The 13208-nt window shown below is 46.0% G+C and carries 11 protein-coding genes and 1 pseudogene; 6 read left to right on the forward strand and 6 right to left on the reverse strand.

Annotated features, from left to right (window positions below):
* Positions 1-266 (forward strand): annotated as a pseudogene (locus B2P60_RS12235) (MFS transporter); the annotation flags it as partial.
* A 352-nt stretch (positions 267-618) separates the two neighbouring features.
* On the forward strand, positions 619-2436 hold the full coding sequence (locus B2P60_RS12240) for an aminopeptidase P family protein (RefSeq protein WP_286741657.1): 1818 nt from the start codon (positions 619-621) through the stop codon (positions 2434-2436).
* Positions 2437-2583: 147 nt separating this feature from the next.
* Here B2P60_RS12240 and B2P60_RS12245 read toward each other — a convergent pair whose 3' ends face one another.
* From B2P60_RS12245 to B2P60_RS12255, 3 genes are all read right to left on the reverse strand, one after another.
* Positions 2584-3447, reverse strand: a complete 864-nt coding sequence (locus tag B2P60_RS12245) for a hypothetical protein (RefSeq protein ID WP_198334460.1) — start codon at positions 3445-3447, stop codon at positions 2584-2586.
* A 115-nt stretch (positions 3448-3562) separates the two neighbouring features.
* Entirely contained in the window at positions 3563-4834 is a 1272-nt protein-coding gene (fabF, locus tag B2P60_RS12250) for a beta-ketoacyl-ACP synthase II (RefSeq protein ID WP_286741674.1), read from the reverse strand.
* Between the two features lie 263 nt (positions 4835-5097).
* Entirely contained in the window at positions 5098-6471 is a 1374-nt protein-coding gene (locus B2P60_RS12255) for an anhydro-N-acetylmuramic acid kinase (RefSeq protein WP_286741659.1), read from the reverse strand.
* Positions 6472-6590: 119 nt separating this feature from the next.
* On the opposite strand from B2P60_RS12255, the gene tyrS reads away from it, so the two are divergent.
* Positions 6591-7805 (forward strand): tyrosine--tRNA ligase, encoded by a 1215-nt coding sequence (gene tyrS, locus B2P60_RS12260; RefSeq protein WP_286741661.1) that lies wholly within the window; start codon positions 6591-6593, stop codon positions 7803-7805.
* 95 nt (positions 7806-7900) lie between these two features.
* Positions 7901-8131: a DUF1653 domain-containing protein gene (locus B2P60_RS12265; RefSeq protein ID WP_286741663.1), complete on the forward strand. Its 231-nt coding sequence runs from the start codon at positions 7901-7903 to the stop codon at positions 8129-8131.
* Between the two features lie 86 nt (positions 8132-8217).
* On the opposite strand, the gene B2P60_RS12270 is transcribed toward B2P60_RS12265, so the two are convergent.
* Positions 8218-9174 (reverse strand): alpha/beta fold hydrolase, encoded by a 957-nt coding sequence (locus B2P60_RS12270; protein WP_286741665.1) that lies wholly within the window; start codon positions 9172-9174, stop codon positions 8218-8220.
* A 245-nt stretch (positions 9175-9419) separates the two neighbouring features.
* Between B2P60_RS12270 and B2P60_RS12275 the strand changes: the two genes are divergently transcribed.
* Positions 9420-10076, forward strand: coding sequence for a hypothetical protein (locus B2P60_RS12275; protein ID WP_286741667.1), 657 nt, complete (start codon positions 9420-9422; stop codon positions 10074-10076).
* A gap of 171 nt (positions 10077-10247) precedes the next feature.
* Here B2P60_RS12275 and B2P60_RS12280 read toward each other — a convergent pair whose 3' ends face one another.
* Positions 10248-11000 (reverse strand): SDR family NAD(P)-dependent oxidoreductase, encoded by a 753-nt coding sequence (locus B2P60_RS12280; protein ID WP_286741669.1) that lies wholly within the window; start codon positions 10998-11000, stop codon positions 10248-10250.
* 121 nt (positions 11001-11121) lie between these two features.
* The gene (gene upp, locus B2P60_RS12285; protein ID WP_114701744.1) at positions 11122-11781 is read right to left on the reverse strand and encodes a uracil phosphoribosyltransferase; all 660 of its coding nucleotides are present in this window, start codon (positions 11779-11781) and stop codon (positions 11122-11124) included.
* Positions 11782-12151: 370 nt separating this feature from the next.
* Between upp and B2P60_RS12290 the strand changes: the two genes are divergently transcribed.
* Positions 12152-12853 (forward strand): DNA glycosylase, encoded by a 702-nt coding sequence (locus tag B2P60_RS12290; RefSeq protein WP_230710977.1) that lies wholly within the window; start codon positions 12152-12154, stop codon positions 12851-12853.
* The last annotated feature ends 355 nt before the right edge of the window (positions 12854-13208 follow it).

Below are 13208 nucleotides of genomic sequence, written 5' to 3' on the forward strand. Positions count from 1 at the left end.
TTTGCCAATTAGGGACACGCCCTAAACTTGCACCAAAAGGCATGCAGGGCCAGATGATGGGGCTTTTCTTTGCCTCTATCGCTATGGGTAACTTGGTTGCAGCTTTCTTTGGTGGTCATGTTTCAGCCGATAAAATCGAAGGCTTACCAACGCTGTTTACGACTATGACCATCTTTTTGGTGGTGACGGCGGTCGTGTTATTGGCATTAGCCAAACCTATCAATAATATGCTGAAAAAAAGTGAGCATGCAGATCAAGTCAGTTAACGAATAGAGTTTTTAGTCAGTCGTTGACAATGCAACCTGCATAAGGCAATGACGAATGATGAGACGTGTTACCATCACTGGTAACACGTTTTATTGTTTTACTTGGTGAGCGTTTTCTTTCAGGCTATTGAAAGCCTAGGTTTTGCCCAAACATCTAATGATGTCTGTGGTCAGAACATCAGTCCTAACTGATCGGGCTATTTTTACTGACTATTTATTAATGCTTATTTATTAACGCTTATTTTCGAATGTTCATTGTCTATATTTAATTTTACCGCTCGAATAAGACGACTAACCATAGTCGCTTCACAATCCTATTTTTCCAAAATCAATATCAATAAGGACACATTCCATGAATAAACAAATCATCCATGAACGTATCGATAGCTTGCGTCAGATCCTGACCGCACAAGACCTAACAGCGATTATCGTGCCATCTGCGGATCCGCATTTGTCTGAGTACCTACCAGAGTATTGGCAGGCACGTCTTTGGTTGTCAGGGTTTACGGGTTCAGTGGGTACGCTGGTGGTAACAGCGGACTTTGCGGGTCTGTGGACGGACAGCCGTTATTGGGTACATGCCGCTGACCAGCTAGAGGGTACAGGTATCAGTTTGGAGAAGCTTGCCCCTGGCCAGCCAAATCATATCGACTGGCTCGCGACTCATTTACAAGAAGGTGATAGTGTGGCAGTGGACGGCAATGTGCTGTCTATCGCTGAGCAAGATCGTCTGTTAAATGCTTTTGATGCAAATGACATTACTTTAATCACTGAGCGTGATGTACTGACAGACATGTGGACGGAGCGCCCAGCGTTGCCAGCCGCCAAACTGTATGCACACGATGAGCAGTTTGTGGCGCAGTCTGCCACATCAAAACTTGCCGCGGTGCGCGATGGTATGGCAGATGCAGAAGCGACGCATCACTTGCTTTCGAGCTTAGATGACATCGCTTGGCTCACCAATCTACGCGGCGCCGATGTTGATTATAATCCGGTGTTTTTGGCACATATGCTCATTAGCGCAGACAGTGCGACATTGTTTGTGGATACCAATAAAGTCAGCGCTGAGATTGCCAAAGGTTTGCAAGAGAGCGGTATCACCCTTGCCGCTTATGAGTCTGTGCAAGAGGCGTTAGGGACATTGACGCCAGAAGACTTATTGTTATTAGACCCAAATAAAGTGGCGGTAGGTACACTATCGAAAATGGCAGATGATGTGGGCTTTATTGAGCAGATGGCACCAAGCACTTTGCTTAAGTCGGTTAAGTCTGACGCTGACATCGATCATGTCCGTGAGGCCATGCGTCAAGATGGGGCGGCTCTATGTGAGTTTTTTGCCACGTTTGAGCAACGTCTGAATGCGGGTGAGCGTCTAAGTGAGCTGGATGTTGATAGTATGCTCATCGAGGTACGCAGTCAGCAACCACACTATGTGTCGCCAAGTTTTCCAACCATCGCAGGTTTTAATGAAAATGGTGCCTTGCCACATTACCGCGCGACGCCAGAAAAATTTAGCTATCTTGACGTGAGTGAAGGCGAAGGCGGATTATTGCTGATTGACTCCGGTGCCCAATATCAAAACGGCACCACTGACATCACTCGTGTGGTCGGTATCGGTCAAGTGAACGCAGCGCACAAACGTGACTTTACCACGGTGTTAAAGGCTCACATTGCTTTAGCTCGTGCCCATTTCCCTGATGGTATCTTATCACCGTTAATCGATGCGATTTGTCGAGCGCCATTATGGCAAGCCCAAATGGATTATGGTCATGGTACGGGCCACGGCGTTGGCTATTTCTTAAACGTACATGAAGGCCCACAAGTCATTGCTTATAGTGCCAGTACGCCAAAAGAGCGCGCCATGAAAGCAGGTATGATTTCAAGCAATGAGCCAGGTTTATACCGTGAAGGCAAGTGGGGCATTCGTATCGAAAACTTGGTCATCAATACGCCAGTGGCCAATCCTACTGAGACAGAGTTTGGTGATTTCTTACACTTTGAAACCATCACTTACTGTCCAATTGACACGCGTTTGATTGAGCCCTCATTACTCGATCAAGTAGAGATTGATTGGCTAAACGACTATCATAGCCAAGTTTATGCAGAGCTAAAAGATCGCGTTGATGGCGCGGCGCTTGAGTGGTTAACCGAGCGTACCAAAGCGATCTAAGACAGCGTGACGCTCTGTTAATTGAGCATAAAAAAGCCCCGTTCATTGATGGATGGGGCTTTTTGGTATTTATTTTAGAGTTTCTAGAGTTTCTAGAGTTTTGATCGTTTTTTAGAGGGGTCTGTGATATTAACAACGCGCTAATAACTAGTGTGCGTTTTTCTTAGCGACTTCTTCGTTAGAGACTGACGCACCTTGTTCATCTAAGTGTTGAGTCAATTCCGCCCGTAGCCAAGACTTTAGGTTCTCAGACATCAGCATCATCTGCTCACTGAGATAGTCATCAATCTGCCCTTCTAGCTCGCGGATTAGTTCTTGATGGGCGGTGCTCAATGTCGTGTCTTTTATGGCTAAGCTGATCGCTGCACTGGCTGTATCATGAATAGCTTTGAGGTGGTTATCGCTGGTATCATTGTCATGGTTGATAGCGCTATCGTTAACAGCGTCAGCATGTTCGCTAATGGTTTTGGGGTTAGCGCTATTTTTAGCAAATGTACTTTTGCTGGTGTCCGAATCGTTACTCTCAGCCGTTACTTTTACTTTATCGGCCTCATTTGCATCAACGTCTGCTGCTGATGCATTATGATTGTCCTTATTCGTTACTAGCGGCGCGCTTTTTTTAGCTTCTTTTTGTGCGGCTTCTGCTGTGTCACGTTGTTTGGTGTCTTCTTTTAGTTTGTCTGCTTCTTTTTGCTTGGCCTCTTCTGTCGCCTGTCTTTTTTGTTCTTCTTCTAATCGTTGTTTTTCGGCAGCAGCACGTTCTTGATTTTGTTTATCAGTGATGGCTTTAGCAATCGCTTGCTCGGCCTCGTGGTTGTCATAGAGCTCATCGACATGAGCATCTAAGTCATGCGTGTTAAAAACGAAGCTTTCAAAAGACGTCTCATTTTGTAGTAGGGTGGTGATGTCTTTTAGCTCTTGAGTGATGGCGGCGCGAATAGGTTCAGGCGCACACGTCCAGCGCTGATAAAACTGGTGGGAAAACGAGTAGCTTGACATGGTATCTTCCATAAATGTTCCAAAAATTACCCCTTATCATACGCAAGTACGATAAGGGGCTGCAAGTGGACAAACGTAGCAAATCTGACACCAACGTTACAACGGCACGCGCTGCAAATATTATAGGTTAGTGATTGACAGGCCAACGGGCAAATATTAATGAGCCATTGGTACCACCAAAGCCGAAGCTATTGGAGACAGCGTATTGCAAATTATCAACTTTACGCGCGTGGTGAGCCACATAGTCGAGGTTACAGTTGTCCTCAACATTATCCAAATTAATGGTTGGTGGTACTTGCTGATGCTGTAGGGCAAGTACCGTAAATATGGCTTCAATACCACCAGCGGCACCAAGTAAGTGTCCCGTCATTGATTTGGTTGAGCTGACCAATATGCTGTCTTTCACTGGCGCAAATACCGTTTCAATGGCTATCGATTCGGCGACATCGCCTGCAGGGGTACTGGTACCATGGGCATTGACATAACCAACCGCAGAGGGATCAATACCAGCGTCATTTAACGCATTGCGCATGGCTCGAGCCGCGCCGCTCCCATCTTCTGGCGGTGCAGTAATGTGGCTGGCATCATCACTCATACCAAATCCGACCAGTTCTGCCAGTATCGTCGCACCGCGCGCTTTGGCATGGGCGAGACTCTCTAACACCACCACCCCCGCACCATCACCAAGTACAAAACCGTCGCGGTCTTTGTCAAAAGGACGTGACGCTTTGGTTGGCGCATCGTTGCGGGTTGAGAGGGCATGCATGGCCCCAAAACCCGCCATGCCAAGTGGGCTTGAGCCTTTTTCACTACCACCAGCCAGCATGACATCAGCATCACCGTAGGCAATCAAACGGGCAGCCAAACCCATAGCGTGGGTGGCGGTGGTACAGGCAGTCGATGTGGCGAGATTGGGGCCTTTTAAAGCGTGTTTAATGGCTACCAAGCCCGCGGCCATGTTGACAATAGAGCCTGGAATGATAAAAGGCGAGACCTTTGTAGCGCCTTTTTCACGCAGGGTGTCGCGACTGTTTTCAATGGTCTGAATACCACCAATACCTGATCCTAAGATGATACCAAAACGTTCTTGATCGGCATCGGGCACAGGGGCGTCAGCAGCACTCACTTCATCGATAAATCCAGCATTTTTTAACGCCATGGCAGAAGCCGCAATACCATAATGTATGAAATCATCATAGCGGCGAGCATCTTTGGCATTCATGTATTGCTTGGCGTCGAAGTCTTTGACGACACCTGCAATTTGAGCACGATAGTCTGTCGCATCAAAATGCGTAATCGGCGCGATACCGCTGTCGCCATTCAGTAGGCTGGTCCATGAGCTATCAACGTCTAGGCCAAGTGGTGTGATAGCGCCCATCCCTGTCACCACGACTCGCATATCATCAGAGCGCTCGTAGTGTGGTGGCTTATGACGCGTGTTATGCGCAGGGGCTGCGGCAGTAGGATTGGTAGCTTGCGCGTTAGGTGAACTGCTGTGTTGGCTCATGCGATATATCCTGTACTGATGGTCCTAAGAGGATGATGTTTTTCTTTTACTATTATAGGTAAGGCGACAACGTACACTATTTATAGCGTTATCCCAGTATCTTGGCAACCATTATAAAACACATTAGTTTACGCATGTAAACTTAAATTAACTGGTCAGGCAAAACAAACTTGCCCCAATACCACGCCTTTATTTGCCCCAGTGACCGCTGGCAAGTTACCTGTGCCACCCATCAGTGTTTGCCGTGCTAACCAGGCAAATGCGACCGCTTCCACCCACGTTGGCTCAAGGCCTAAACTTGCCGTGGTTTCTACTGTGCAGTGCGGCAGATGCGCTTGCAAACGCTTGATTAGATAGTGATTAAGCGCACCGCCACCGCACACATAGACGGCACCAGATGCTTCTCCATCTTTATTTAAAAATGGTTTGATTTGTGCGCTCGCACTGACGGCGGTGAGCTCGGTCAAAGTGGCTTGCACGTCCGCTGACGAGTAACGCACATACACAGACGCTTGATCGAATTTTTGTAGCTCATTTTGTAACCATGTTAGGTTAAAGTCTTCACGGCCCGTGCTTTTCGGATAAGGACGAGCAAAAAATGGATGTTCTAGAAGCTGATTAAGCAGCGGCTCGACGACTTGTCCTGACTGTGCCCATGTGCCGCCGTCATCATAATCTTTATCGGTGTGCAATGCTGTCCACGCGTCTAATAACAAATTGGCAGGGCCGGTGTCATAACCAACCACACTCTCTGACGGATGATCGCTTGCTGTGTCATTAGCAGTCGAGGGCAGCACCGTTATATTGGCAATACCGCCCAAATTTAACAACACCCGAGTGCTATTAGGGGTGGCAAAGAGCGCTTGATGAAAAGCGGGTACCAATGGCGCACCTTGGCCACCGACCGCCATATCACGGCGGCGAAAATCACTGACGACACTGATACCAGTACGTTCAGCGATAATATTGGCATCGACCAATTGCAAGCTAAAGCCCATCTGCGGACGATGACGTACCGTTTGCCCATGACAGCCAATCGCTAAAACGGCCTCTACCTCTGTACCTGCTTGCTGCAACAAGGCATTGACCACGTCGCTGGCAAATTCAGCGTACTCACGACTTGCCCAGCCGAACCAGTCCAGCTCGCTGCTTGGTTCATCCGCTGCTGGTGTTAATTGATTTACACCATTGGGCTGGCAGAGCGCCAATAATACTTCACGCAGTCGTGGCGGGAAGTCTTGGCTATATGTCGCCAGCAACCGCATGGGTTGCTCGGTATCTTTTTCGTGACTCATGTCATTATTAAACTGACAGAGCACGGCATCCATCCCATCTAAGCTCGTCCCTGACATCATACCGATATACAAGCCCTCATCGAAGTTTTCAAACACGGTTTGTTCGAGTGCTTCGCTCAGGTTGGCGTAATTTAAGTCATCAATATCGTCTGGATGATTGTCTAACGCCCTATTTAAACTTAAATCTGTATGAGTATTATGAGGAGTATCAGCAATCGATGCAGGGTTGGTCATGGCAATTTACCTTAAAAAACGCTAGTATATCTGCCAAATTCTAACATTTTTTGACGGCTGCGAGATTTTAAATAGCCCACGTGCTTTTACCCTTCGATAAAGACAATAAAGAGATCATCATGACCACTCAAACCTACACCCTAGAAGAACAGCTTGCTCTTATCCAGCGCGGGACGCAAGAAATCCTATCTGAAGAAGATTTAGTCGCCAAGCTTAAACTAAATCGTCCGTTGCGTATCAAAGCAGGTTTTGATCCCACAGCCCCTGACTTGCATTTAGGACACACGGTTTTGATTAATAAGCTCAAACACTTTCAAGATTTGGGTCATGAGATTTATTTTTTAATTGGCGATTATACCGCCAAGATTGGCGATCCTTCTGGTAAGAACAGCACGCGTCCGCCATTGACCAACGAGCAAATCAAGGCCAATGCGGCCACCTATGCCGAGCAAGTGTTTAAAATCTTGGATAAAGACAAAACCCGTGTGGTCTTTAACTCTGAGTGGTTTAACGACATGACCGCAGCCGACATGATTCAGTTGGCCAGTCAGCAAACGGTGTCGCGGATGCTTGAGCGTGATGATTTTTCTAAACGCTATGCCTCGCAAACGCCGATCTCTATCCATGAGTTTCTCTACCCACTGGTGCAAGGCTATGATTCTATCGCTCTAAAAGCCGATGTTGAGCTTGGCGGTACAGACCAAACCTTTAATCTGTTAATGGGCCGTACCCTGCAAGGACGCTACGGCCAAGAGTCACAAGTTTGTATCACCGTGCCGATTTTAGAGGGATTGGACGGCGTAAACAAAATGTCTAAATCACTCGGCAACTATGTCGCCATTTACGATGCGCCGGGCACAATGTACCAAAAAATCCTGTCAATGCCAGATACCTTGATTCGTCGTTACTTTGAGTTTTTAAGTTTTAAACCCATGGAAGAGGTCGAAAGTCTCATGAGCGAGATGGAAGAGGGGCGCAATCCTCAAGAAATCAAACGTATTTTGGCCGAAGAGTTAATCGAGCGCTTCCATGATGCCGATGCGGCTGCCAATGCCCACAAATCAGCCGGTAATGTGCTTGCCGATGGTGAGCTGCCAGTGGATTTACCAGAAGTGACATTAACCCTAGATGAAGGCCAAAGTGAGTTGTTTATTACCCAGATATTAAACCAAGCCGGTTTGGCTAAGAATAGTGCTGCTGCGAAAGATATGCTAAAACGCAATGCGGTGAAAGTAGACGGCGAAGAGGTGAATGCTGGCTTTAGCTTAACGTCGGGTCAGACGGTTGTGATTCAAGCAGGCAAAAAGGCGTATGCAAAAGTGACAGTAGGTTAATATAGTATTTAATATACAGAACAAAAAGGAGGTCGGCATGAATCGCCGACCTTACTTATAGGCTATTTGAAAACATGCAAAATTAGAGTGGAATAATGACCAAACCAACCGTAATCCCAGGCATTTACCGCCACTATAAAGGCAGCCTATATCAAGTGCTGCACACCGCGCAGCATTCAGAGACCGAAGAAACATTGGTTGTTTATCGTTGTCTATACGGAGAGTATGGCGTTTGGGTCAGACCGCTTGCGATGTTTACTGAAACGGTATCGGTAGAGGGTAAAGAGATACCACGATTTGAATTGATTCAAGCGTTGGCTGATTAAGTTTAAACGTTTTCTTAACTATTCTGATAGCGCATGAAACATATAAAAAGCGACTTTTGGAGTCGCTTTTTTATTCAGATTCAAAACTACTCTCGCAAAAACGCTTTTAATACCTTATAAAATCCAAGTGGCTCATCCACCGGCACAGCATGACCTGAGCGCGGCAATATAACTTCGCGAGCATTGGGAAGCATCCGTGTGATTTTTTGCTGCCATAAGGGGTCATATAGTTTGGAGCGACCACCGATAAGATTGACCACCGGAATAGTCACGTCTTCTATAGCGGGCCGAAAATCATAGGGTAGCGCCAAATAGGCTTGTAGGCAGCGCATCTTATGTTGCCACGTGCTGTGGTCATAAAATACCAACTTGTGATCTTGTTGATGGGTCAGTATGTGCACAATGGCCTTTGAGCGCGGACGGTTTACTGACAATAGGGAAAACGAACGCTCGACATCTGTGACGCGCCGTTTGAGAGCAAAAGGCAAGTGCGTAAAGCTATCGAGCTTAGCATACGGCAGTGTCAGGTCTACCACCTCATGAAAGACCTCAAACCTCTCTTGTTGCTGCTTTCCAAACAGTCCACCTTGCCAGTCCAATTGATTATGAATAGCAGGGCTCTGATCGATATTCAAATAGCGACTGACTCGTGACAAGCCAAAACGCTCAAAATACGCCCACATCACGAGCGCACCCATTGAGATAGCAGCGACTGGTAGTGACTCTATGTGGCAAGTTATACAAATTTGCTCAATCACGGTGTTAATATCATCGGCATACTGACGCACAAAATCAAACTGATGAAGCTCGATATCTTTTGCCGCTCCGAACCCTCGCAAGTGGGGTAGATAAAACGCATATTTACCAGTGAGCGGCAAAATAAACGGCAAAAACTCACGCGCATCCATCCCATACGCATGTAGCATCATGACGGGTTTGCCATTGCCAATGACCGTTACTGGCAGCAGTGTACCATCCGCCAGTGCAACCTTTAGCGTCTGTAATTGATATTGATCCGGTAGAGAAAGAAGGTTTGTTTTCATAGAGTGGCACAATCAGTTCAGGATAAAAAGGGCAGGTTTATAAGTCGTTTTTGCTGGTGTTGCTGTACAGTGCATCGGTTACATACTCTGGTCTTATCAAACACTCTTAGCTTCCACACTCAAATAAAAGACTGTTATATTAAGACAATCATGATGACCATAGCATAACATCTGTCTAGCGGTAAAAACTGCCACTGTGATAGGTAATGAGTACTCCATTTGTCGGCTAATAAGGATATCAGCGTATGAGTAAGACGATATTACCGCTGCTCGATAGCAGTCTTTATCCACAAGTTTGGCAGCGGCAGACGTTTACGAATCCACAAACCCTCTTAACAGCGATGCTCACAGCAGATATTACCCCAGATGCCCACGCCTTTACTCAGCAGTTGCTAGCCAATGACACGTATCAAGAATGGATTAATAGCACCGTATTTGGACGTTATCTCCATCGCAACTTTACGGCGTTTTATCAGCAAGCAGAAGACAGCTTTAACAGTGATATGCCTGCATTATTTCGCCAAGAGTTAGCACGTCACGCGCAGTATTTGCCGCTAGAGCAGACATTATTTTTTGCAGGTAATTTACCCAAAAGCGTTCGGCAAACCAAGGTTTTAACCACCACCGTCAACCCTGCCACTGCCGTAATAAACGCGCAGAAAACAGCTGAAAAAGCAACAATGAATCATTCAAGGACTATTGTCAATCAGGTAAAGATTGTCGGCAAACAAGTCTTAGGATTCCCAATCCGCCACAATAAACGCACTAGCGAGCGCTTGCGCAATGAAGTACTGATTTTAGACTTTCAGGATTTGCGTTTGGTCAATGAGCTAAACATTGAAGGCATAAAAAAAAGCAATATAGATCACTCCATATTGCTTCGGTTTTACGATTTACGTTGATCAGACAAAGTGAGACAGTCGGTTCGATTTAAAAACGCTAAGGGATTGTTGGGATGAATGGTTCGAAGCCTGTGTCTATAACAGCACAGAAAGCAAGAACAATTTATACCAGCAGAACGCTTGTGTTGCCTCACGCTTTTATTTTTAACTGACTATAGACGATATTAGAGTCTAAGAGTCTTGCTTGGCAATCGTCAAACCATTGTAGGTTTGCGCCACTGGCATCACCTCCAAACGGTTGACATTAATGTGGGCAGGCGACTCAATCAGCCACAATAAAATATCGCCGATGTCGTCGCCTGTCATGGTTTCAAAACCATCATACACCTGTGCGGCTTTATCATCATCGCCATGATAGCGCACGTTGGAAAACTCCGTACCAGCGACATTACCTGGCTCAAGATTGGTCACGCGTACTTGTGTACCAAGCAGATCTGCACGCAAGTTTAAGCTAAATTGCTTTACAAAGGCTTTGGTTGCACCGTAGACGTTACCGCCATAGTAAGGCCAGCTACCCGCAATCGAACCAACATTAATAATATAGCCACTGTCACGTGCCACCATCGCTGGCAAGACGGCATGGGTCAGCGCCATCAAACCTTTAACGTTGGTATCAGTCATACGCATCCAGTCATCAAGATTGGCTTTATGAGCCGGCTCTGTACCAAGTGCCAGCCCTGCATTATTGACCAACACATCGATTTGCTTAAAGCCGTCAGGCAAGTCAGCAATGATTGATGGGAGGGAGTCTGTGTCACTAACGTCCATGACCACAGGTAAAAACGCCTCGCCTAAGGTGTCAGCCAACTCGTTAAGTTTGTCTAAGCGCCGGGCACAACCAATGACGCGATGACCATTTGCGACCAAACGCTCAGCCAGTGCTTTGCCAAAACCGGCGCTTGCTCCTGTAATCAGTACGTTCATTACCTCTCCTTATCATTGATGCTATGTGCTTCTACCATGAGATTTTGGCGACTGCTCGACTTATCTTATCTGAGTCACACGTGGCCATTAACGTCGCGGCTCTAGCCTAAAAGGCCTAGCGTTATCTGTTTGATAACTGCTTACCAAAGATTTTATCACCCGCATCGCCAAGACCTGGAATAATATACCCATGCTCATCTAAATGACTGTCTAGCGCGGCGGTATAAATGGTCACGTCAGGATGCGCTTCATTCACCAAACGTACGCCTTCAGGGGCAGCAACTAACACCAAGGCTTTAATGTTAGTACAGCCATTTTTCTTGAGCATCTCGATGGTCGCAACCATGGAGCCGCCCGTCGCAAGCATTGGGTCGATGATAAGGGCTGGACGTTTGTCCATGTGGCTCACAAACTTTTCAAAGAAAGGCACGGGCTGTAGTGTTTCTTCGTCACGTTGTAGACCCACGACAGAGATTTTTGCGGTAGGGATCAAATCAAGCACCCCGTCAAGCATGCCAATGCCTGCACGTAAAATCGGTACGATGGTCGCTGTTTTCCCGATAATTTGCTCCCCAGTGATTTCACCACACCAGCCTTGCATTGGGAAGGTTTCAATTTCAAAATCACGGCTCGCTTCATACGCCATCAAGCGGGCAAGCTCTTTGGTCAACGTCCGAAATTTATAAGTACTACAATCTTTTTCGCGCATTAGGCTGAGTTTATGACGGACTAGTGGATGATCGATTACCGTAATTTTTAAACCGTTGTTTAAGTCACTCATAAGAACTCTCTTGATTTTTGGGCTGACGCTTGCGCAGTTACTGCGGTTGCTATTAGTATAAAAGATACAAACACTTACTGCACTTTAACCTTATATTCAGCACATAAATAGTAAGATGAACGCTGTAATAATCAAGCTCGCTAAATACATCGAATGCTTTTGCAACGGTATTTTTTCACGAAATTATCATGTTAGCGTACATAACCGTTATGAAAGCCACGGCGATTTAGACGAAATAAAGCATTATTTTCTGAACTAGGCCGACCACGTTTTAAGCGGACTATGTTTTACTATATAGCGCTATTTAAAGTGAAGTAGTATTTAGGCCTGCTATGATAACAAAAAAACCACTTTTCTGATGAAGAATATCATGACTACACGACCAGACACTGACCAAAACAAGGCAAGTCAGGCAGATAACCTCCTAATATTGTCCGAAACAAGAGCCGCCGCAGTAGAGACTCATCCGTTTGCGCCGGTGCTGCCACCAAATGCCACCGTAATGATGATGGGTACGTTTCCACCAACTGCTGATAAGTGGGCGATGTCTTTTCATTATCCTAACTTTTATAATGATATGTGGCGTATCTATGGGCGCGTGTTTTTTGACGATGCTGACTATTTTAGAGTAGGCGATGAGAAGCGTTTTGACCCTGACCGTATTCGTAATTTTATGTTTGAACGTGGCATCGCCTCGTGTCCTACTGTCAAGCAAGCCATTCGGGAGACGGGTAATGCCTCTGATAAAAACTTAACCGTCGTAACGACGGTAGATTTGGACAACATCTTGCCGCAAGTACCAAAGGTAAATACATTATTTACCACAGGTGGTAAAGCGACTGAAGTGTTGCTCGGACTATTAGATGAGCCAATTGCCAAATCAAAGCATCCCAAGACCAACCAAAGTATGGATTATCCTTATCAATGGCAAAATGCAGACAATAGCCAAACAGCCGACGTTAACGATTTAACTTTGTACAGACTGCCGTCTACTTCACGCGCTTATCCCTTAGCGTTAGACAAAAAAGTCGCGGCCTATAAAGACTTCTTTAAAAAGATAGGTAAGCTATAAGGTAATGATTGTAGGATTTACTGCTTTAGAACCTCTTATATAGCTAGAAAGCGTCTATAAAAAGTCCCTAGCGTGAAGAGAAAAGTGACGTTAATCGAAGTAAACACTCAGTAAGCACCCGCTCTCATAAATAGTTAGCATTCTTTTTCACACTTAACTTATTGAAATGGCGCTAGTATTTGGTGTCTATCAAACTGATTTGACAAACTCTCAGAATAACCCCTTGACCCCCAACTAAAAGCGCGTATAATGCCACCCAGTCGAAAGGGAAGGCAGACTGAAGGGGCAGGAAACTGCAGAACCACTCAGAATGCTTTATTAGGATAAAGGGCTTTTACTACTCATAGAGAGTATG

It is taken from the genome of Psychrobacter sp. UBA3068 (genome assembly GCF_002366815.1).
GTDB classification, from domain to species: Bacteria; Pseudomonadota; Gammaproteobacteria; order Pseudomonadales; family Moraxellaceae; genus Psychrobacter; species Psychrobacter namhaensis.

What these genes read in the sequence shown, in the direction of transcription:
- B2P60_RS12240 (WP_286741657.1), top strand. Translation starts at nt 619, where the DNA reads ATGAATAAACAAATCATCCATGAACGTATCGATAGCTTGCGTCAGATC.
- B2P60_RS12245 (WP_198334460.1), bottom strand. Translation starts at nt 3,447, where the DNA reads ATGGAAGATACCATGTCAAGCTACTCGTTTTCCCACCAGTTTTATCAG.
- fabF (WP_286741674.1), bottom strand. Translation starts at nt 4,834, where the DNA reads ATGCGAGTCGTGGTGACAGGGATGGGCGCTATCACACCACTTGGCCTA.
- B2P60_RS12255 (WP_286741659.1), bottom strand. Translation starts at nt 6,471, where the DNA reads ATGACCAACCCTGCATCGATTGCTGATACTCCTCATAATACTCATACA.
- tyrS (WP_286741661.1), top strand. Translation starts at nt 6,591, where the DNA reads ATGACCACTCAAACCTACACCCTAGAAGAACAGCTTGCTCTTATCCAG.
- B2P60_RS12265 (WP_286741663.1), top strand. Translation starts at nt 7,901, where the DNA reads ATGACCAAACCAACCGTAATCCCAGGCATTTACCGCCACTATAAAGGC.
- B2P60_RS12270 (WP_286741665.1), bottom strand. Translation starts at nt 9,174, where the DNA reads ATGAAAACAAACCTTCTTTCTCTACCGGATCAATATCAATTACAGACG.
- B2P60_RS12275 (WP_286741667.1), top strand. Translation starts at nt 9,420, where the DNA reads ATGAGTAAGACGATATTACCGCTGCTCGATAGCAGTCTTTATCCACAA.
- B2P60_RS12280 (WP_286741669.1), bottom strand. Translation starts at nt 11,000, where the DNA reads ATGAACGTACTGATTACAGGAGCAAGCGCCGGTTTTGGCAAAGCACTG.
- upp (WP_114701744.1), bottom strand. Translation starts at nt 11,781, where the DNA reads ATGAGTGACTTAAACAACGGTTTAAAAATTACGGTAATCGATCATCCA.
- B2P60_RS12290 (WP_230710977.1), top strand. Translation starts at nt 12,152, where the DNA reads ATGACTACACGACCAGACACTGACCAAAACAAGGCAAGTCAGGCAGAT.